Source organism: Streptomyces asoensis (assembly GCF_013085465.1).
Lineage (GTDB): Bacteria > Actinomycetota > Actinomycetes > Streptomycetales > Streptomycetaceae > Streptomyces > Streptomyces cacaoi_A.
Map to the genome: position 1 here is coordinate 5,196,270 of NZ_CP049838.1, position 17,962 is coordinate 5,214,231.

Below are 17,962 nucleotides of genomic sequence, written 5' to 3' on the forward strand. Positions count from 1 at the left end.
TCTCGGTGCAATCTTGATCGAAATCTCGAGGGAAGGTTCCTGGACACCCCCATGGCCGACTTCCGGCTCATCGCCGACCGCATTGCCGGAGACATCGCCGCCGGACGGCTGCACCCCGGCCAACAGCTGCCCCCGCAACGGTGGTTCGCCCGGCGGCACCGCATCGCTCCCTCGACGGCCGGGCGGGTCTACGGCGAACTCGTGCGGCGTGGCCTGGTGGTGGGCGAGGTGGGGCGCGGGACCTTCGTGCGGGCCGCGCCGGCCGTCGCGCAGGGGCGGGCGCTCATCGAGACGGCCACCTCCGCGCCCGTCAACCTCGAGCTCAACTACCCGTCGGCCGCAGGGCAGTCGGAGATCGTCGCGGCCTCCCTCGTGCCGCTGCTGCGGGCCGACGTGCTGACGGAGGCCATGCGTCCGGGTGCCGCCGACGGGACCGCGGCCGCCCGCGAGAGCGCGGCAAGGCTCCTCGCCCTGCCCGGCTGGCGGCCGGACCCCGCACAGTTGCTGTTCACCGGCAACGCCCGGCAGGCCATCGCCGCCGCCCTCGCCTCCCTGGTCCGGCCGGGTGGCCGGGTCGGGGTGGAGGAGCTGACGTATCCGCTGGTCAAGGAGATCGCCGGGCGGCTGGGGGTGGTTCTCGTCCCGCTCGCGGGCGATGCGGAAGGAGTACGGCCGGACGTCCTCGCCGCCGTCCATCGCGCCGCTCCGCTGTCCGCCCTCTACCTCCAGCCGACGCTCCACAACCCGACGTCCTCGACCATGAGCGCGCGGCGGCGGGGCGAACTGGGCCGCCTGGTCGTCGAGTTGGGGCTGCCGGTCGTCGAGGACCGCATCTGGTCCTTTCTCCATCCGGAGGCCGCCGCGTTCGCCGCGCACGCCCCCGGGCTCACCCATGTCGTCGACGGGCTGTCCAAGAGGGTCGCGCCGGGGCTGACCGTCGGCTTTCTCGTCGTACCGGAGGACCGGGTGGAGGCCGTGGGGGCGGCGGTGCGGTCCGGCGGGTGGAGCGCGGGGCGGTTCGCGCTGGAGGCGGCCGTGCGGTGGGCGGGGGACGGGGTGGTGCGGCGGCTCGTCGAGGCGAAACGGGCGGATGCCGCCCGGCGGCAGGCGATCCTCGCCGAGCACCTCACCGAGCACCTAGCCGAACACTTCACCGAGCACCGCGGCGGGCGGCTCGCGGGGGGCACGGTACGGACCGATCCGCGTGCCTACTTCGCCTGGTGGGAGCTGCCCGCGCCCTGGCGGGCCGACACCTTCACCGCCGCTGCCGCCGCGCACGGCATCGCCGTGACCCCGGGGACGGCCTTCGCCGTCGACCCGCACCGCACCCCGGACGCGGTCAGGCTCGGACTCGCGTCGGCTCCGGAGGGGGAGTTGGCACGGGCGCTGCGCACACTCGCCGCCGTCGCAGCAGGCGGACCGCCGGGGAGTGCCGGCGGATGAGCCAGGCCGCCGCCGCCACCGTCAGGCCCAGCGCGAGCAGCAGCCAGGAGGCCGTCCGCAGGGTCGCGGTGAGGGCGTCGTACACCGCGCCCGCGGCCGGGCGGTGGCTCTCGTCGGGGAGGTCGGAGAGGGTCAGGCGGCGGGCGATCGCGACGGCGAGACCCAGCAGCGCGCCGCCCAGGGCGGTGCCGAGGGCCGTCGCCGTGACCGCCCTGCGGCGGGAGACCGCCACCGAGATACCGGCCATCGCGAACACGACGGCTGCCAGCGGCAGCCAGAAACCGGCTACGTCGAGCACGTGGTAGCCCTTCCGGAGAGCGGCCAGTTCACCTGGCGGGAGGAGTGCGACACGGGTGTGCTCCACCGGCACGCGGTCGGCGAACGGCACGTGGTCGGCGGTCAGTTGGCGCTTGAGCGGTGAGGTGACGGCCGCGAGGTCCACGGTCACCGGGTGGGTGTCGCGGTCGGCGCTCTCGTCGTTCAGCGCTCTCATCACGGCCGTGTGGGCCGCCTCGTTGCCCGCGTCCCAGGCCGTGCGGTAGGCGCGGGTCGCGGTGAAGGAGCGGACCGCGTCCCGCAGGAAGAGCGGGTTCATCCCGGCCTCGCGTGCCACTCCGTCACCCACCGTGTCCGCGACGGCGTTCCGTACGGCGGGGTCGGAGGCGAGCGGCGCCATCGTGGCGACATAGCCGCGGGTGTCGGTGAGCCCGTACGCCGCCCAGGCCGCGAGCGCGCCGAACGGCACGAGCAGGCAGGACAGCGCGACGAGGACGGCCGAGAGGGCGGTCCGCAGGCTTGGGGACACCCCTCCAGGCAACGGGGTCCGGGCGGGGAACGCGAGCCCATGGCGGCCGTCCGGGTGGTGCCCCTGGAGACGCCCCGGCGAGGCCCTGGCGAGGCCCTGGCGAGGCCCTGGCGACGCCCTCCGGTGGAGGGTTCACCCGAACGGGTGTTTCCTGGTTCTGGGGAGAAGGAGGTCGATCATGCGCACCACTTTGGCCCTGCGGACTCTGGCCGCAGCCCTGCTCACCGGTGGCACCCTCGCCGGCGCGGCACTGGGAACCACGGCGGCGGCTGCCCCTCCGACCAGCGGCGGCGACGGGAACAGCTCGATCCGGGGCACCGTCGTCTCCCGCTCCGAGCTGAGTGTGCGACAGGAACCCACCACCCGATCGCCCGTCGTCGCGGCGCTCGCGCCCGGCAGTCACGACCGTGTGCAGTGCAGGGTCAAGGGCCAGAGCGTCAACGGCAACCCGGACTGGTACTGGCTCTTCGGCGCCCAGGGCTGGGCGAGCGCCGCCTTCGTGGACACCGGCGGCGCGCGGGTGCCCGACTGCGCCGACCCGTGCCCGCGGTGGAAGAACGGCGACTGGACCAACTGGGACGACCCGTTCACCAACAGCTCGTTCGGCGTCTCGGCCTCCGTGACGTTCAGCTTCTCCGGCTCCTGGAGCTTCAGCGCCACCGGGACATCAGGAACCTCGTCGGGCGACTGGGAGTGGGTCCCGGTCGGCCGGTGAGTGGAGGGATGAGGGAAGGCACGGGCCCCGGCGTACAACGCCGGGGCCCGTGTGCGTCCTTGCGCGGACGCTGTCGGTGGGCGGATCAGCGGATACGGTGTCCCGTCGCGTCCTCCTGCGTGTAGAAGCGGTAGAACAGCGTCACGAAGACGCCTGCCGAGACCGCCAGGGACATCCCCACGGAGCGCAGGACGGCCGCGCCGGTCTCGCTGTAGAGGAAGCCGAAGGCGCAGCCGGCGAACGCCGTCCACAGCAGGGCGTGCAGCTCGCGCCGCATGTGTGGGGCCAGGGCGTGGATGCCCATCCACAGGGCCGCGAACACGATCGCGCTCACGAAGCCGAGCAGGAGGTTCCAGCCGGTGATGGGGCCTCCGGAGCGGTTGTTGGCCGCGACCCAGTAGCCGTAGACGAGCCCCAGTGCCACGGGTGTCGTCCACTCCGCGGCCCGGTGGGCGCGTTCGCTGAAGACGTCGGGTGTACGGGACCGTGCGGACGGTGTCCGTACGCCTGACGTGGGTGCCGCATGAGCCATGAGAGCACTCCTCTCTCCTCGCCCCCGCCTTCCAGGGCACACCTGGGCGGGGGCGGTGGCAAGTCGGGTGCGGCGGTTTCCTGCGCCGGGTCCGTGCGCCGGTTCCCCGGATGCGGGCGCTCCGCCCCCGTGTTTCGCTGACCTCATGGAGTCCGGCGGTCACGGCCTGCTCGACCGCTATCCGCGGGCCCGGCGCCGGGACGTCCTCCAGCGGCACCAGCTGCTCCAGATCCGGGGCCGCAGCGTCACCTGGCTGGTTCCGCTGGTGATGCTCGTCGCCATCACCTACGCCGACTTCAACACCACCGGCGAGTTCCGCATCGTCTCCTGGTGCGTCTTCGTCGCCGCCATCGCCGCCGCGCTCTGCGGGGTGTGGACGACGGCGCTCTTCGCGGCGCTCGCCCTGCTCACCTACGCCACCAGCGACGCCGCCTGGCCGTCCGAGTACCGGGAGGGCGCGGCCGACTTCGTGCTGGTGCTCGTCGGCGGTGTGCTGTCCGTGCTCGCCGCGTCGGTCCGGGTGCGCGCCGAGCGGCGGATGCTGCACATGATGCACATCGCCGAGACGACCCGTCGTACGGTGCTGCGTCCGCTGCCGCCGCGCTGGGGCGGCCTCGACCACGCGGCGGTCTATCTGGCCGCCGACGCCGAGGCCCGGGTGGGCGGCGACTTCTACGACATCCAGCCCGGCCCGCACGGCACCCGGGTCCTCCTCGGTGACGTACAGGGCAAGGGGCTGGGCGCGGTGGAGGCGGCCGCCGCGCTGCTGGGCACCTTCCGCGAGGCCGCGTACCACGAGGCGGACCTGGCGACCGTGGCCGACCGGCTGGAGACCCGGATGCGACGGCACCGTGCGCACACCGCGGCCCTCGGGTGGGCGGACGGCGACCGCTTCGCCACGGCCGTGCTGATCGGGTTCCCCGGCCGCGGGAACGGGGTGGACGGGGAGAACGGGTTGGAGGGGGAGAACGGGGTGGCCGTGGGGGAGCAGGGCGTGGTCGAGATCGTCGGGTTCGGGCACGAGCCGACGCTCGCGGTCGGCGGGCCCGAGGGCGTACGGGCCCTGCCGAACGGCGAGGGGCTCCCCCTCGGCCTCGGTGAGCTCGTCGCGCAGGACGACGGGACCCCGCCGGTGCTGCGGGTGGCCGTGGCCCCCGGTGAGACGCTGCTGCTGGTCACCGACGGGGTGACCGAGGCGCGGGACGGCGCCGGGGAGTTCTACCCGCTGGCCGAGGAGGTCGCGGCAGGCCTCGCCCGCGATCCGCGGACGGCCGAGCCGGGCCGGCTGGTGGCCTTCGTACGGGACGGCACGCTGCGGCACTGCCGAGGGCGTCTCGCCGACGACACGACGGTCTTCGCGGTGCGGCCCGTGACACCCGTGGCGTCTATGACGCCGGGGCCGCCTGTGCCGTCCGGGCCATCGGGGCCGCCGCCCGACGAAGGCCCCGTAGAGGGACGTTTGCAGGCCTGAGGCCCCCCTTTGCACCCGCAGCGGTTACGGTGCTGACGTACGTGATCGACAGGGGAGGGGACCATGCGGGAGGGGACCATGCCCGGAACCGTGCTGCTGCTCGCGGCCTCGCCCATGGGCAAGGGGTGTCTGGTGGACGCGGCCTCCGTGCTCCCCGTGCTCGCGGCCGTGCCGCCTCCCGTGCTGGCCGGCACCGACACCGCGAACGTCGTCGAACTCGCCGATCCGCTGGACCCGCAGGCCGTTCTCACCCGGCTGCGGGCCGCCGCGGTGGCCCCCGGGCCGCTCACCCTGTTCGTCGCGGGTCAGCTCCAGCTCGACCGGCGGCAACGGCTGCCCCACCTGGCGCTCGCCCGTACGACGCCCCCGACCGTGCGGTACACGGCGTTCCCGTGGCACTGGTTCCGGGAGGAGCTGCGGCTGCGGGCGCCCGGCGCCACGACCGTGGTGCTCGATCTGCGCGCGGACCCGGAGACCTGGGACTGGCTGCGGGGTGACCAGGCCGCCCTGGACTGCGGGCCCGCGGTGGCCGTCTACGGGCGGATCGCGCCGCCACCGGGCCGCCGCTCCGTGGCCGCGCCCTCGTACATGAGGGCGGTCGCGACGATACTGCGCAGCGGTGGCCGTCCGGCGATCGAACGGTTGCACCAGGCGGCGCTGGCCCGCATCGCGGGAGACGGCGAGGTCGGCGACCTGGTACTCACCCCCTGGACCCGCCCCACCCCCTCCGACGCCCGTGCCACCTCCGACCCACCTGCCACCTCCGGCCCACCTGCCACCTCCGGCCCACCTGCCACCTCCGGCCCACCTGCCACCTCTGGCGTGCCTGCCGTTTCCGGCGCCCCTGGCGTGCTTGCCGCGTCCGGCGTGCCTGTCGCCCCGCGAGCACCGCTGGCGTCGGTTGCACCGGCGGTTTCGGGCGTGGCTGTCGTCTCGGGTGCGCCGCTGGCGTCGGTTGCACCGGCGGTTTCGGGTGTGCCTGTCGTCTCGGGTGCACCGCTGGCGTCGGTTGCACCGGCGGTTTCGGGCGTGGCTGTCGTCTCGGGTGCGCCGCTGGCGTCGGTTGCACCGGCGGTTTCGGGCGTGCCTGTCGTCTCGGGTGCACCGCTGGCGTCGGTCGCACCGGCCACTTCCGGCGCCCCCGTCGCCCCGCGAGCACCGCTCGCGTCGGTTGCACCGGCCGCTTCCGGCGTGGCTGCCGCGTCCGGCGAACCTGTCGCCTCGGGTGCACTTCTTGCCTCGGCCGTGCCCGCCGCTACCGGCGTATCCGCCGCCTCGGGAAAACCTCTCGCCTCGGTCGTGCCCGCAGCTCGCGGCGCATCCGGCGCCCCGGGCGCACCTCTCGCCTCAGCTGCACCTGCCACTTCTGGCGCACCTGTCGCCTCCGGCGCGCCCACCGCCCCCGGCGTACCAGCCCCCTCCGGCGTACCCGCCGCCCCCGGCACACCTGTCGACCCCCACGTCGCCATTTCCACCGCCGTGCGGGACGGGCGGCACGGTGATGCCGATGGGATCGCCGCGCGGCTCGAGGAGGAGGCGGCCGCGGCGTGCGGGGCCGGGTCCGAGGAGGCGTTGCACTGGGGTGAGGTGCGGGCGGATCTGGCGATGTTCGCGGGGGACGCCGAGCGCAGTTGCCGCACCTGGATGGCGGTCGCCGTCGCCCGGCTGGAGGCGGGGCAGCCGGTCGACGCGCCCGCCGTGGAGGCGGCGGTCGACCGGGCGCACCACCAGTGGGGGCGGATCCCCGACGTGCCGCGGGCCCGCGCCCTGGGCCCCGCGATCGCGCAGCTGCGCGGCCGGGTGCCGGGCCGCCGCGAGGGCGCGCTGGACCACGTCAGGCAACAGTTGCGGCAGCTTCAGACGCAGGGCTGAGCCGCCTCGGCGGTGAAGCGGCCGCCGACCGGACGGCTGGGGGAGTTCGAGGCGCCCGACGGCGCCCTAGCGGCGCTCCGCCGTCTCGTGTCGGGCCGTCGGGGAGGTCGGTCCGGCGTCCGTCGCTCTGGCCGGGCCCGCGTTTGCCGCGGTGATCAGGGCCGTCACGGCCAGGACCGCCGCGGCGACGGCCCTGACATAGGGCGCGGAAGGGCGTGCGGATGTGCGTCCGGGCACGGCTACCTCGCAACGTCGGCGACTGCGATACTCACGACAGCCAGCTATTAAGCATGCTTAACTCGCCGTTTAACCTAGGGGCTGAGATAGTCCAACGGCAAGAGGTACAGGGGTAGTTGGGGGAGTCGGGCGTGGGAGAGCGGGACGAGCCGGAGGTCGTCGGTCGCCGGGTGCAACGGTTGCGGGTCGAACGGGGGCTGACACAGCGGCAGTTGGCCGAGCCGACGTACACCCCCGCCTATGTCTCCACCCTGGAGGCCGGCCGGGTGCGGCCCTCCGACGAGGCGCTCAAACACATCGCCGAGCGGCTCGGCGTCGACTTCGAGGAGCTGGCGACCGGTCGGCCCGCCCGCCTCGTCACCGATCTGCGGCTCCGTCTCACCGAGGCCCAGCGGGCGCTGGCCACCGGGGCGGCCGAGGAGGCGGCCCTCCAGTACACCGGGCTGCTCGCGGAGGCGCAGGAGCACGGGCTGATGGAGGAGCAGGCCACCGCGCTGCTCGGTCTCGGGGAGTGCGGGATCGACACGGGAGACCTGGACACGGCCCTGCGCTGCTTCGAGCGCGCCGAGGCCGCTCTCGCGCACGCGCCGCTCCCCGCCCGCGTCCCCGCCCTGCGCGGCCGCGCCGTCGCCCACTACCTCGCCGGTGAACTCCGTTACGCCGTCTACCTGCTGGAATCCACCCTCGACGAGCTCAACCGGGGTGGGCTGCACGACCCCGACGCGCTGCTCCTCCTCTACGCCTCCGTCATCGGCCCGTACATGGACATGGGCGCCCAGGCCCGCGCCGCGCAGGCCGCCGAGTTCGCCCTCGCCCTCGCGCCCCAGGTCGGCGACCCCGCCCTGGTCGCCCGTATGCACCGGTCCGTCGCCCGCACCCTGCTCGCCGAGGGCCGCCTGGCGGAGGCCGACTCCTCGCTGGCCAAGGCGTCCGAGCTCTACCGTCAGCTCCAGCTCCGTACCGAACTCGCCAACTGCCACTGGATGCGCGGCTACGTCTACGCGCAGAACGGCGAACTGGAGCGCGCCGAGGACGAGTTGAAGCAGGCCCAGGCCATGCTCTCCGCTCAGCGCGCCGCGCTCTACAGCAGCCAGGTCGCCGTCGAGCTGGCCGACGTCCTGCACCGGCGGGGCAAGTCGGAGGAGGCCGCCGCGCTGCTGCACACCGTCCTCGGGGATCTGTCGCCCGAGCGCGGCGCCGTGCACTCCGCGGGGGCGCACCGGCTGCTCGGGATCATCGCCGAGGACGCGCGGGACACGGAGGCGGCGGAGGAGCACTATGTGCGCGCTCTCAGCCTGCTGGAGCGGGCGGGGGCGGCGGGGGATCTCGCCGATCTGTGCCGGATGCTGGGGGATCTGTTGCGGCGTACGGGTCGGGTGGAGGCGGCGTTGGACGCGTACCGGACGGGACTCGGGCACCGTACGGCGCCGGGGACGACGACCCTGGGGCCGGCGCCCGCGCAGCCTCCGCTCTAGTTTTCTCGCCCCCGCCCCCGCCCCCGCCCCCGCCCCCGCCGCCACTGCCCGTTCCATCCCCGGGGGCTGCGCCCCCAGACCCCCGCCTTCGGCCTGAACGGCCTCGTCCTCAAGCGCCGGACGGGCTGGAAGGGGGACGGGGTCACAGCGTTCTCACTGGTGAGGGCGTTAGCGTGCGCCACGTGGAGAACCAACGGACTGTGGCCGACGGCCTGCGGGTCGTCGTGCGCGCGTCCGTGTACGCCGTGCTCGGTGGTGTCGCGCTCGTTGCCATCGCGACCGTCGTGTCCGTCCTCGGGCCGCTGCTCGCGCTCGACCTCTACACCCCGCCGGTGGCCGCCTGGTGGACGGTGTTCACCGCCGTCGCCGTCCAGGGGGTGCCCTTCCTTCTGCTCGGTACGGTCGTCTCGGCGGCGATCGGCGCGTTCGTGCCGGAGCGGGTGTTCCGGCGGCTGCTGCCGCGCAACCCCGCGCTCGCCGTGCCGGTGGCCGGTATCGCCGGGGTCGTGCTGCCCGGCTGCGAGTGCGCCTCCGTGCCGGTGGCCGGGAGCCTGATGCGGCGCGGGGTCGCCCCGGCGGCCGCCCTCGCCTTCCTGCTCTCCGCGCCCGCGATCAACCCGGTCGTGCTCGTCGCGACCTCCATCGCCTTCCCGGGCCAGCCGAAGATGGTCCTGGCCCGGCTGCTCGCCTCGCTCGGCACCGCCGTGGTGATGGGCTGGCTGTGGGCGCGGTTCGGGAAGGAGAAGTGGCTGCGGCTGCCCGGGCGCGGCACCCCGTCGGCCCACGCCACCGGCCTCCGCGCCTTCCTCACCGGACTTCAGCACGACTTCCTGCACGCGGGCGGCTTCCTGGTGCTGGGCGCGGCGGCCGCGGCGACCTTCAACATCGCGGTCCCGCGCTCGGTCCTCGACGTCTTCACCGGGTCGCCCTGGCTCGCGGTGCCGCTGCTGGCCGTACTGGCCGTCGTGCTGTGCGTGTGCAGCGAGGCCGACGCCTTCGTCGCCGCCTCCCTGAGCGCCTTCCCGCCCACCGCACGGCTGGCGTTCATGGTGGTGGGCCCGATGGTGGACCTGAAGCTGCTCGCCCTCCAGGCGGGCACCTTCGGCCGGTCCTTCGCCGTACGGTTCGCGTCGGCGACCTGGGTGGTGGCCGTGGCCGCCAGTGTCCTCGTGGGGTGGTGGCTGCTGTGAGGCGGTACGGACCGGCGGCGCTGCTCCTCCTGACGGGCGGCGCGGTCCTGCGGATCACCCTCTTCGGCGACCTGTACCTGCGCTATGTGCAGGCGGGCCTGCGCCCCTACCTGATCGTGTCCGGGGTCGCGCTGGTGCTGCTGGGCGTCGTGACGGCGATCCTGTGCCACCACACGCCCAGCCCGCACGAGGACGCCCACGACAAGGACACCCACGACGAGGGCGACGACGGGTTCGCCGGTCACGAGGGGCACTCCCACGGCCCCGCCGGGCCCCGCGTCGCCTGGCTGCTCACGCTGCCCGCCCTCGCCCTCCTCCTCTTCCCGCCCCCGGCCCTCGGCTCCTACAGCGCCGGCCGCGAGGCCGCCCAGCGGGCCGCGCAGGGCGTCGGCACCTTCCCGGCGCTCCCGGCGGGGAACCCGGTCGAGCTGACGGTCGCCGGGTTCAGCTCGCGCGCGATCTACGACAGCGGACGCTCGCTGAAGGGCCGTACCGTCCGGCTGACCGGCTTCGTCACCCACGGCGACGACGGCACCTGGTACGTCACCCGCCTCCTCGTGACCTGCTGCGCCGCCGACGCCACCACCGGCAAGGTCGAGATCCGGGACGCGGACGACGACGCCCTGCCCGCCGACACCTGGGTCACCGTCACCGGCACCTGGCGTCCGAAGGGCACGCTCGGCTCTGACGCGGCCTGGCCGCCGGTCCTGGACGCGGCCACGGTCACGCGGGTGAAACAGCCGGCGGATCCGTACGAGAAGCCGTAGGTCGAGGCCGGTTCTGCCGGTGAGCGAGGGGTACCCGGCGCACCACGAGAGGTGAGCTGGCTCGTCGACGGAGGTGATGGCAGGTGATGACCATGGGCCGCCGGGATCGGGACCGGGTCGCCGAAGTCATCGCCGAGGAGATCCGGGGCGCCGGTCCGCGGGAGGTGCCGCAGCGGCTGTGCGACGCCGTGCTGAAGCTGCTGCCGGTGAGCGGGGCCTGCATGGCACTGCGCGGCGACGGGATTCCGGTGCCGCTGAGCGCGAGCGGTGAGCGGGCCGCGTATGTGATGGAGATGCAGGTCACCCTGGGGGACGGGCCCTGCCTCGAGGCGGCCGAGACCGGTTCGGTGGTCTCCGCCCCGGACCTGATGTCGAGCCGGGACGCCTGCCGCTGGCCGGTGTTCGCCCAGCAGGCGGCGGCCCTCGGGGTGCGGTCGGTGTACGCGCTGCCGCTGGGCGACCCCGCGGTGTGCGTGGGCACCCTCGATCTCTACCGGGACGTGCCGGGCGAGCTCGCCGCCGAGGAGGTCCGCACGGCGCGGGTGGTGGCCGAGATCGTGACGGATGCGCTGGTGGCGCTGCCGAGGGCCGAGTCGGACGACCCGGACGACATCGGCTGCTGGCTCAGCCCGCTGGCCACCGACCACGACGATGTGTACCGGGCCATCGGGATGGTGATGGCCCAGCTCGGCGTCGCCGCGGACGAGGCGCTGTCGCTGCTGCGCGGCCACGCCTTCGCCAAGAGCCGTACGGTGCTGGAGCTGTCCCACGAGGTGGTCGCACTGCGGACACGCTTCGACGACCTGCCCCTCTGAGCCGACCGGCACCCCGACCGGCGACCGGCACTCCGACCGGCACTCCGACCAGCGACCAGCACTCCGATCGGCACCTAGACCGCTACCTTCCCCTGCTGTCTGACCTCCGTCAGCCGCCGGACGCCGAGCTGGACGGCCGCCTGGGTGGCCTCGTTCGGCGCGTCGTTCAGGCCGCCGTTGGTGAGGGCGAACGCGTCCTCCCCGGCCCGGACGGCGGCGACGTCCAGGGTGAGGGCGGTCGGATCGCCGCCGGGGTTCTTCTCGGCCGTCGCCCAGATCGTCAGGGTCACGCGCAGGCCCTGGCGGACATCGCCCACCTCCGGCAGCGGCAGTTCGGAGACCTGCGCGTCCAGCACGGCGTCGCCGGTCGCCTCGGCCGTGAACCGGGCGCACTTCTGCGGCATCGTCTTCAGCCAGGCCAGCCTGGCGTCGACCTCCGCCGGACCGCTGCCGCCGAGCTGGTAGCGCAGCTGGGCGCCGGCGTCCGGATCGTCGAGTCCGACGACCGCGCGGGCGGGGCCGCCGAGCAGCTCGTCGGCGTAGAGGGCGTCGAGGAGTTTCTGGCAGTCGGGGACGGAGGCGGTCGCCTTGAGCATGCCGTCCCGCCAGGTGGCGGCGCCTTGGGTCGGGGTCCAGGGCGCGCCGAGGTCGGTGTCGGTGATGAGGGCGGCGCGCGCCTGCGCCTCGGTGAGGACGGGTGAGGTGGTCGGCGCGGTGGGCCTGGCCGACGACCGCTGGACGGTCGGGGTGGCCGGGTCGGCGGTCGGCGGGTGTTCCAGACCGAGGGTGGCGCAGCCGCTGGTGAGGGTGGCGACGCCGACGAGGAGGAGCGTGGCGGCCAGGAGGGTGGGACGGGCCATCGGGGGGTGCCTCCAGGAGTGCGCGCGGGTGCCTCCTCTCACGGCAACACCGGTCCCACCGGCCGACCAGCGCGGCGGGCCGTACGGGTTACCGGCGTTGGTGCGGGCGGGTGGTGCGGGAGGGTTGTGGGGGCAGGTGACGGGCGCGGGCGGCCGGCGCGGGTGGCCGGCGTGGGAAAACGGATCGCGTCGCGCGGGATCCCGTTGCTACGGTCGTCGCCATGAAGCGCGCCCAGCCGTCCCTCACGACGACGCCGGACCCCGTCCCGGCGCGCTGATCCACGAACTGGATGTCCGAAGCCCCGGGGCGAGTGCCCCGGGGCTTCGACGTGCCCCGGTTCCTCGCCCCTCCCCGACCGAGGGAGCCCCCGTGAACGACCAGGTCCACCTCCGAGACGACAGCCACGGCCATGACCACCGACGCCTCGGCCGCGAGCTCGGCCTCTTCGACACCGACCCCCTGATGGGCGCGGGCCTGCCGTACTGGCTGCCGGACGGGGCGGTCGTACGCCACGCCCTGGAGGAGTACGTACGGCAGGCCGAGCGCGCCGCCGGCTACCGCCATGTGTACTCGCCGGTCCTCGGCAAGCGCGAGCTGTACGAGATCTCGGGGCACTGGGACCACTACAGCGAGGACATGTTCCCGCCGATGGAGCTGGGGGCCGAGCAGGTCGTGCTGCGCCCCAGCCTCTGCCCCCACCATGCGCTCATCTACCGTTCCCGCTCCCACAGCTACCGCGAACTGCCGCTCCGTATTGCCGAGTTGGGTGGCATGTACCGTTCCGAGCCGTCCGGTGTGCTCGGCGGGCTGACCCGCGTACGGGCCATCCAGCTCAACGACGCCCATATCTTCTGCACCCTGGAGCAGGCCGTCGAGGAGGCCAGGGCTGCCCTGGAACTCATCGGCCGCGCCTGTGCGGACCTGGGGATCCGCCCGGCCCGGTACCGGCTCTCCCTGCCGGGCGAGGGCGGTAAGTACGTGGCCGACCCGGAGCTCTGGCGGCGGGCCACCGACCTGCTCCGGGAGGTCCTTCGGCAGGCGGGCGTCGCCTACGAGGCCGTCGAGGGCGAGGCCGCCTTCTACGGTCCGAAGATCGACGTTCAGATCACCGACCGCGCGGGCCGCGAGTCGACCCTGTCCACCGTCCAGATCGACTTCCACCAGCCCGAACGCTTCGACCTGCACTACATCGGCGCCGACGGGGCGAAACACCGCCCGGTGATGGTGCACCGCAGTGTCATCGGCAGTGTGGAACGGGCCGTGGCGCATCTCCTCGAGGAACACGGCGGCGCGTTCCCCGTGTGGCTGGCGCCGGTCCAGCTGGTCGTGCTGCCGGTGTCGCAGGCGCAGGAGGAACAGGCGGCGGAGCTGGTGCGGCGGGCGGTGGCGGCAGGGCTCAGGGCGGAACTCGCCGGGCCGGACCGGGGCAGCCTGGGGGCCCGGGTCCGGGCGGCGCGGCTGGTGCCTTACCAGGCGGTGATCGGGGAGCGGGAGGCGCAGGGCGACCTGGCCGCCGTCCGGCTGCGCGACGGCCGCCGCCCGGGGGCGCTGCCCGCCGACGAGCTGGTCCGCCGGATCGGGGAGCGGGCGGCGGCCCGCGGGACCGGGCTGTGGGCGTGAACGCCCCCGCATAGGGTCGGTGGCGACGGCGAACGTGGTGCGGAAGGAGTCCCGAAGGTGACCGAGCAGCCCATCCCCGTGATCATCGACTGCGACACGGGCGTCGACGACGCCCTCGCCCTGCTGTTCGCCGTACGCCATCCCGGCCTGGACGTGCGGGCGGTGACGTGCGTGGCCGGGAACACGGACGTGGACGGCGTGGTCCGCAACACGCTGACCGTGCTGGAGTACGCGGGCGCCGGGGACATCCCGGTCGCCCGGGGCGCCGAGCGGCCGCTGATCGAACCGGTCCGCACGGCGGGGCATGTGCACGGGCAGGACGGCATGGGCGACCTGGGGCTGCCCGCCCCGACCCGCCGACCGGTCGACGTGGACGCGGTCACGTTGCTGCGCCGGGAGATCCTCGCCTCCCCGCGCCCGGTCACCCTCATCCCCACCGCCCCGCTGACGAACATCGCCCTGCTGCTGCGCACCCACCCGGAGGTGACCCGCAACATCGAGCGGATCGTGTTCATGGGCGGCGCGGTGACGACCGGGAACGCCACGCCGGTCGCGGAGTTCAACGTGTGGCACGACCCGGAGGCGGCCGCGATCCTGCTCACCGCGGGCGTGCCGATCACCATGTACGGCCTGGACGTCTTCAAGCGGGTGCTGGTGCCGGCGGCGGACGTGGCGCGGCTGCGGGCGAGCCCTGAGCCCCGTCTCCGGCTGGCCGGCGAACTCCTCGCCCACCGCGACCCGGCCACCTCCGGGGACCCCACACCCACCGGTGGCCTCGGCGACGCGGGCGCGGTCTGCGCGGTGGCCGACCCGGCGGGCCTGACCACCGAGCTCCTCCCGGTGGAGGTCTCGCTGGCCCCCGGTCCGGCCCGCGGCCAGACGGTCGTCGACCGCCGCCCGCGCCCCGGCGAGTCCGAGATCCACGAGGGCGCACGCGAACAGACCCTCGTGGACGTGGCGTTGGACGTGGACGTGGAGCGCTACGTGAAGCTGTGGCTGACGGCGGTGGAGGGCTAGCCCCTCAAGCGCCTTGAGCCGATCAAGCCCCTGAAGCCCCTCAAGCGCCTCAACGGCAGAACGCGGGCCTGGGGACATTGCCCCCAGGCCCGCGTCACGTCAGCCACTCAGCCGCGTCAGCCGCTCAGCCGCGTCAGCCGCGTCAGCCACTCAGCCACTCAGCCGCGTCAGCCACTCAGCCGCGTCAGCCACTCAGCCGCGTCAGCCGCTCAGCCGCGCAGCGCCTTGCGGCGCCGGGTCGCGACGACGATCGCAGCGCCGCCCGCCAGCAGCGCGGCCGCGCCGCCCGCGATCAGCGGGGTGTTGCTGTCCGCACCGGTCTCGGCGAGGTCACCGCCGCCACCGTTCGGCGTGGGGGCCGGTGCGCTCGTCGACTCGGAGGCGGACGGCGTCGGCGTGCTCGACTCCGACTCCGACGCGGACGGCGACGGAGACGTGCTCTCGGACGCCGACGCGGAAGGCTCCGACGGCTTCGACGGCTCCGACGGTGTCGAGGCGGACGGCGACGGCGACGAGCCGCCCCCGGCCGGCGGGGACGACGGCGGCTGCTCGGTGACCGTGCAGTCCTTCGTGCCGCCGTTCCAGGCCGCGATCAGCTTGTCCTTGATGACCGGACGGTCCGGCCCCTTGGGCAGGTCCCCGTGGACGAACCCGTCCTTCGCGTCGAGCTTGCCGTCGAACTTGACCGCGCCCCGGTAGAGGTCGATCTGCGCGAAGCAGCCCGCGTCGGGCACGGCGATGTCGAGGGTGTCGGTCTGGCCGGGCTTGACCGTCACGCTGTCGAAGTCGACGAAGACCTGCTCGCCGGAGGTGCCGAAGCTGGCGCCGTGGGCGAGGTAGGAGGCGAGGGAGGCGGTGCACGTCGACGCGTCGCCGGCCGCGCGGACCTTGACGTGGATCTTGCCGTCCTCGGTCGGCTTGAGGTTCTGGTCGTCGACCCGGACCGAGTCGTAGAAGTGCGCGCCGTCGAGAGAGAACTGGCAGCGGTCGGTGCCCGTCTCGGTGCCCGCGCCCGTCCCCGGCTGGTACTGGCCGCCGGACTTCCAGCCGTCGCCACCGGGCGTGCCGGTACTGGCGAAGGCGCCGGAGGCGGCGGCGACGGAGGCGGCGCACAGGGTGAGCGAAGCGGCGCCCGTCCCCAGCAGGCGGCGCACGGTGACACGTCTCGCTATGGACATGCGTATCCCATTCTTGGCGAGTGCCAGGACTGATCGGCCAGAGCTGAATGGCCGCGGCTGATTGGTCAGATCAGAAGAAGAAACACCAGGCCCTCCGGTCACAGGGGCCACAGCGTGGGCCCATCGTCGTGTGGACCACAGACCGCTGTCAACCTGCGTCAAACCTCAGGGAGTTCAAGGTTCCGTCACATCTCTCTCACGTGCGGAATGTTCCACTCCGAACGGCTCGCACGTTCACTTTCCGGGCACAATGGACAGACTTCCGCTCATGACCGACTTCTCCTCCCACCGCCCCGACTGGTGGCGCCAGGCCGTCGTCTACCAGGTCTATCCGCGCAGTTTCGCCGACGCCGACGGCGACGGACTCGGGGACCTGCGCGGGGTCACCGAGCGGCTGCCCCACCTGGCCGGCCTCGGCGTGGACGCCCTCTGGCTCTCCCCCTTCTACCCGTCCGAGCTCGCCGACGGCGGCTACGACGTCGCCGACCACCGGGACGTGGACCCGCGCCTGGGTTCGCTGGCCGACTTCGACGCGCTGGCCGCCGAGGCCCACCGCCTCGGTCTGAAGGTGATCGTCGACCTCGTCCCCAACCACACCTCCCACCAGCACCTCTGGTTCCAGGAGGCGCTGGCGGACGGCCCCGGCTCCCCGGCCCGCGAGCGCTATGTCTTCCGTGACGGACGCGGCCCGAGCGGCGAACTCCCGCCCACCGACTGGCAGTCGGTCTTCGGCGGCAGCGCCTGGCAGCGCGTCCCCGACGGCCAGTGGTACCTGCACCTCTTCGCCCGTGAGCAGCCCGACCTCAACTGGGACCACGAGGAGATCCGCGAGGACTTCCGCACCACCCTGCGCTTCTGGTCCGACCGGGGCGTCGACGGCTTCCGCGTGGACGTGGCCCACGCCCTCGCCAAGGACCTCGCCGAACCCCTCCGCGACCTGGGCACACCGGAACTCGTGGGCGAGGAAGCCCTCGACCGTCTGCCTCCCGGCACCCACCCCTTCTACGACCGCGACGAGGTCCACGAGATCTACCGCGACTGGCGCCGCGTCCTCGACTCCTACACCCCGCCCCGCACGGCCGTCGCCGAGGCCTGGGTCCCGGGCACCCGCCGCGCCCTCTACGCCCGCCCCGAGGAACTGAATCAGGCGTTCAACTTCGAGTACCTCCAGGCGAGCTGGGACGCCGAGGAGATCCGTACGGTCGTCACCGACTCCCTGGCCACCGCCCGCGCCGTCGGAGCCTCGGCCACCTGGGTGCTGTCCAACCACGACGTCCTGCGCCACACCTCCCGCCTCATGCTGCCACCGGGCACGGACGACAACGCCTGGCTCCTCTCCGGCGGCCACGCCCCGCGCGTCGACGAGGCGGCCGGCCTGCGCCGGGCCCGTGCGGCGACGCTGCTGATGCTGGCGCTGCCGGGATCGTCGTACGTCTACCAGGGCGAGGAACTGGGCCTGCCCGAGGTCGCCGAGCTGCCCGTGGAGGTGCTCCAGGACCCGCTCTGGGAACAGACGGGCCGCATCCGCAAGGGCCGCGACGGCTGCCGGGTGCCGCTGCCGTGGACGACGACGGGAGCGTCGTACGGCTTCGGCGCGGCCGGTGCCTGGCTGCCGCAGCCGCCGTACTTCGCGCGGTACGCCGTCGAGGCCCAGGAGGGCGTGCAGGGCTCCACGCTGGAGCTCTACCGCACGGCCCTGCGTCTGCGTCGCAAGCTGCTCGACGGCGAGGAGCTCGGCTGGCTGCGGGACGAAACCCCGCCGGGCGTGCTGGCGTTCGCCCGCCACGACGGCTGGCGGTGCGTGACCAACCTGTCGGACGCTCCGGTGCCGCTGCCGCCGGGCGAGGTGCTGCTGAGCAGCGTTCCCCTCGACGACGACGGGCGGCTGGACCCGGACACGACGGTGTGGCTGGCCTAGGAGACCCGTGGTGGCCCTGACCGGGGCCGAATCGGAAGTGAAGCAG

Annotated in this window: 14 protein-coding genes and 2 pseudogenes; 12 read left to right on the forward strand and 4 right to left on the reverse strand. The window is 73.9% G+C overall.

The window, feature by feature from the left end:
* The first annotated feature begins 51 nt into the window (after window positions 1-51).
* The gene (locus G9272_RS23205; protein ID WP_171398349.1) at window positions 52-1,443 is read left to right on the forward strand and encodes a PLP-dependent aminotransferase family protein; all 1,392 of its coding nucleotides are present in this window, start codon (window positions 52-54) and stop codon (window positions 1,441-1,443) included.
* On the opposite strand, the gene G9272_RS23210 is transcribed toward G9272_RS23205, so the two are convergent.
* Entirely contained in the window at window positions 1,340-2,248 is a 909-nt protein-coding gene (locus G9272_RS23210) for a hypothetical protein (RefSeq protein ID WP_171398350.1), read from the reverse strand. The two genes, G9272_RS23205 and G9272_RS23210, sit on opposite strands and share 104 nt — an antisense overlap.
* Before the next feature lie 178 nt (window positions 2,249-2,426).
* On the opposite strand from G9272_RS23210, the gene G9272_RS23215 reads away from it, so the two are divergent.
* Window positions 2,427-2,963, forward strand: a complete 537-nt coding sequence (locus tag G9272_RS23215; protein ID WP_171398351.1) for an SH3 domain-containing protein — start codon at window positions 2,427-2,429, stop codon at window positions 2,961-2,963.
* Between the two features lie 85 nt (window positions 2,964-3,048).
* Here the strand turns inward: G9272_RS23215 and G9272_RS23220 are convergent, their stop codons facing one another.
* Window positions 3,049-3,495, reverse strand: a complete 447-nt coding sequence (locus G9272_RS23220; protein ID WP_171398352.1) for a hypothetical protein — start codon at window positions 3,493-3,495, stop codon at window positions 3,049-3,051.
* 145 nt (window positions 3,496-3,640) lie between these two features.
* Here G9272_RS23220 and G9272_RS23225 point away from each other — a divergent pair, with 145 nt between their 5' ends.
* The 7 genes and pseudogenes from G9272_RS23225 to G9272_RS23255 all read left to right on the forward strand — a co-directional run bounded on the left by G9272_RS23225 (window position 3,641) and on the right by G9272_RS23255 (window position 11,322).
* Window positions 3,641-4,966 (forward strand): PP2C family protein-serine/threonine phosphatase, encoded by a 1,326-nt coding sequence (locus G9272_RS23225; protein WP_253267906.1) that lies wholly within the window; start codon window positions 3,641-3,643, stop codon window positions 4,964-4,966.
* Between the two features lie 78 nt (window positions 4,967-5,044).
* Window positions 5,045-5,645, forward strand: a pseudogene (locus G9272_RS45420) (hypothetical protein); the annotation flags it as partial.
* 710 nt (window positions 5,646-6,355) lie between these two features.
* Window positions 6,356-6,838, forward strand: a pseudogene (locus tag G9272_RS46420) (hypothetical protein); the annotation flags it as partial.
* 368 nt (window positions 6,839-7,206) lie between these two features.
* Window positions 7,207-8,550, forward strand: coding sequence for a helix-turn-helix domain-containing protein (locus G9272_RS23235; RefSeq protein WP_171398354.1), 1,344 nt, complete (start codon window positions 7,207-7,209; stop codon window positions 8,548-8,550).
* A gap of 182 nt (window positions 8,551-8,732) precedes the next feature.
* A complete protein-coding gene (locus G9272_RS23245; protein WP_171402126.1) occupies window positions 8,733-9,740 on the forward strand; it encodes a permease in 1,008 nt (335 codons plus the stop codon).
* Window positions 9,737-10,507 carry a TIGR03943 family putative permease subunit gene (locus G9272_RS23250; protein WP_171402127.1) on the forward strand — a complete coding sequence of 257 codons (771 nt, stop codon included), beginning with the start codon at window positions 9,737-9,739 and terminating at the stop codon, window positions 10,505-10,507. The genes G9272_RS23245 and G9272_RS23250 overlap by 4 nt, the downstream gene beginning before the upstream one ends.
* A gap of 92 nt (window positions 10,508-10,599) precedes the next feature.
* Entirely contained in the window at window positions 10,600-11,322 is a 723-nt protein-coding gene (locus G9272_RS23255) for a GAF and ANTAR domain-containing protein (protein WP_367398556.1), read from the forward strand.
* Between the two features lie 74 nt (window positions 11,323-11,396).
* Here G9272_RS23255 and G9272_RS23260 read toward each other — a convergent pair whose 3' ends face one another.
* A complete protein-coding gene (locus G9272_RS23260) occupies window positions 11,397-12,182 on the reverse strand; it encodes a hypothetical protein (protein WP_171398356.1) in 786 nt (261 codons plus the stop codon).
* Window positions 12,183-12,552: 370 nt separating this feature from the next.
* On the opposite strand from G9272_RS23260, the gene thrS reads away from it, so the two are divergent.
* Both thrS and G9272_RS23270 read left to right on the forward strand, forming a co-directional pair.
* Entirely contained in the window at window positions 12,553-13,803 is a 1,251-nt protein-coding gene (gene thrS, locus G9272_RS23265) for a threonine--tRNA ligase (protein WP_171398357.1), read from the forward strand.
* Between the two features lie 57 nt (window positions 13,804-13,860).
* Entirely contained in the window at window positions 13,861-14,820 is a 960-nt protein-coding gene (locus G9272_RS23270) for a nucleoside hydrolase (protein WP_171398358.1), read from the forward strand.
* Window positions 14,821-15,029: 209 nt separating this feature from the next.
* Here G9272_RS23270 and G9272_RS23275 read toward each other — a convergent pair whose 3' ends face one another.
* A complete protein-coding gene (locus G9272_RS23275) occupies window positions 15,030-15,998 on the reverse strand; it encodes an LAETG motif-containing sortase-dependent surface protein (protein ID WP_171398359.1) in 969 nt (322 codons plus the stop codon).
* 268 nt (window positions 15,999-16,266) lie between these two features.
* Between G9272_RS23275 and G9272_RS23280 the strand changes: the two genes are divergently transcribed.
* A complete protein-coding gene (locus G9272_RS23280; RefSeq protein WP_171398360.1) occupies window positions 16,267-17,916 on the forward strand; it encodes a glycoside hydrolase family 13 protein in 1,650 nt (549 codons plus the stop codon).
* Window positions 17,917-17,962: the final 46 nt, after the last annotated feature.

Excerpts from the sequence above, each read along its gene's own strand:
- G9272_RS23225 (WP_253267906.1), top strand. The coding sequence starts at position 3,641 with ATGGAGTCCGGCGGTCACGGCCTGCTCGACCGCTATCCGCGGGCCCGG.
- G9272_RS23205 (WP_171398349.1), top strand. The coding sequence starts at position 52 with ATGGCCGACTTCCGGCTCATCGCCGACCGCATTGCCGGAGACATCGCC.
- G9272_RS23255 (WP_367398556.1), top strand. The coding sequence starts at position 10,600 with ATGGGCCGCCGGGATCGGGACCGGGTCGCCGAAGTCATCGCCGAGGAG.
- G9272_RS23275 (WP_171398359.1), bottom strand. The coding sequence starts at position 15,998 with ATGTCCATAGCGAGACGTGTCACCGTGCGCCGCCTGCTGGGGACGGGC.
- G9272_RS23220 (WP_171398352.1), bottom strand. The coding sequence starts at position 3,495 with ATGGCTCATGCGGCACCCACGTCAGGCGTACGGACACCGTCCGCACGG.
- G9272_RS23215 (WP_171398351.1), top strand. The coding sequence starts at position 2,427 with ATGCGCACCACTTTGGCCCTGCGGACTCTGGCCGCAGCCCTGCTCACC.
- G9272_RS23260 (WP_171398356.1), bottom strand. The coding sequence starts at position 12,182 with ATGGCCCGTCCCACCCTCCTGGCCGCCACGCTCCTCCTCGTCGGCGTC.
- G9272_RS23280 (WP_171398360.1), top strand. The coding sequence starts at position 16,267 with ATGACCGACTTCTCCTCCCACCGCCCCGACTGGTGGCGCCAGGCCGTC.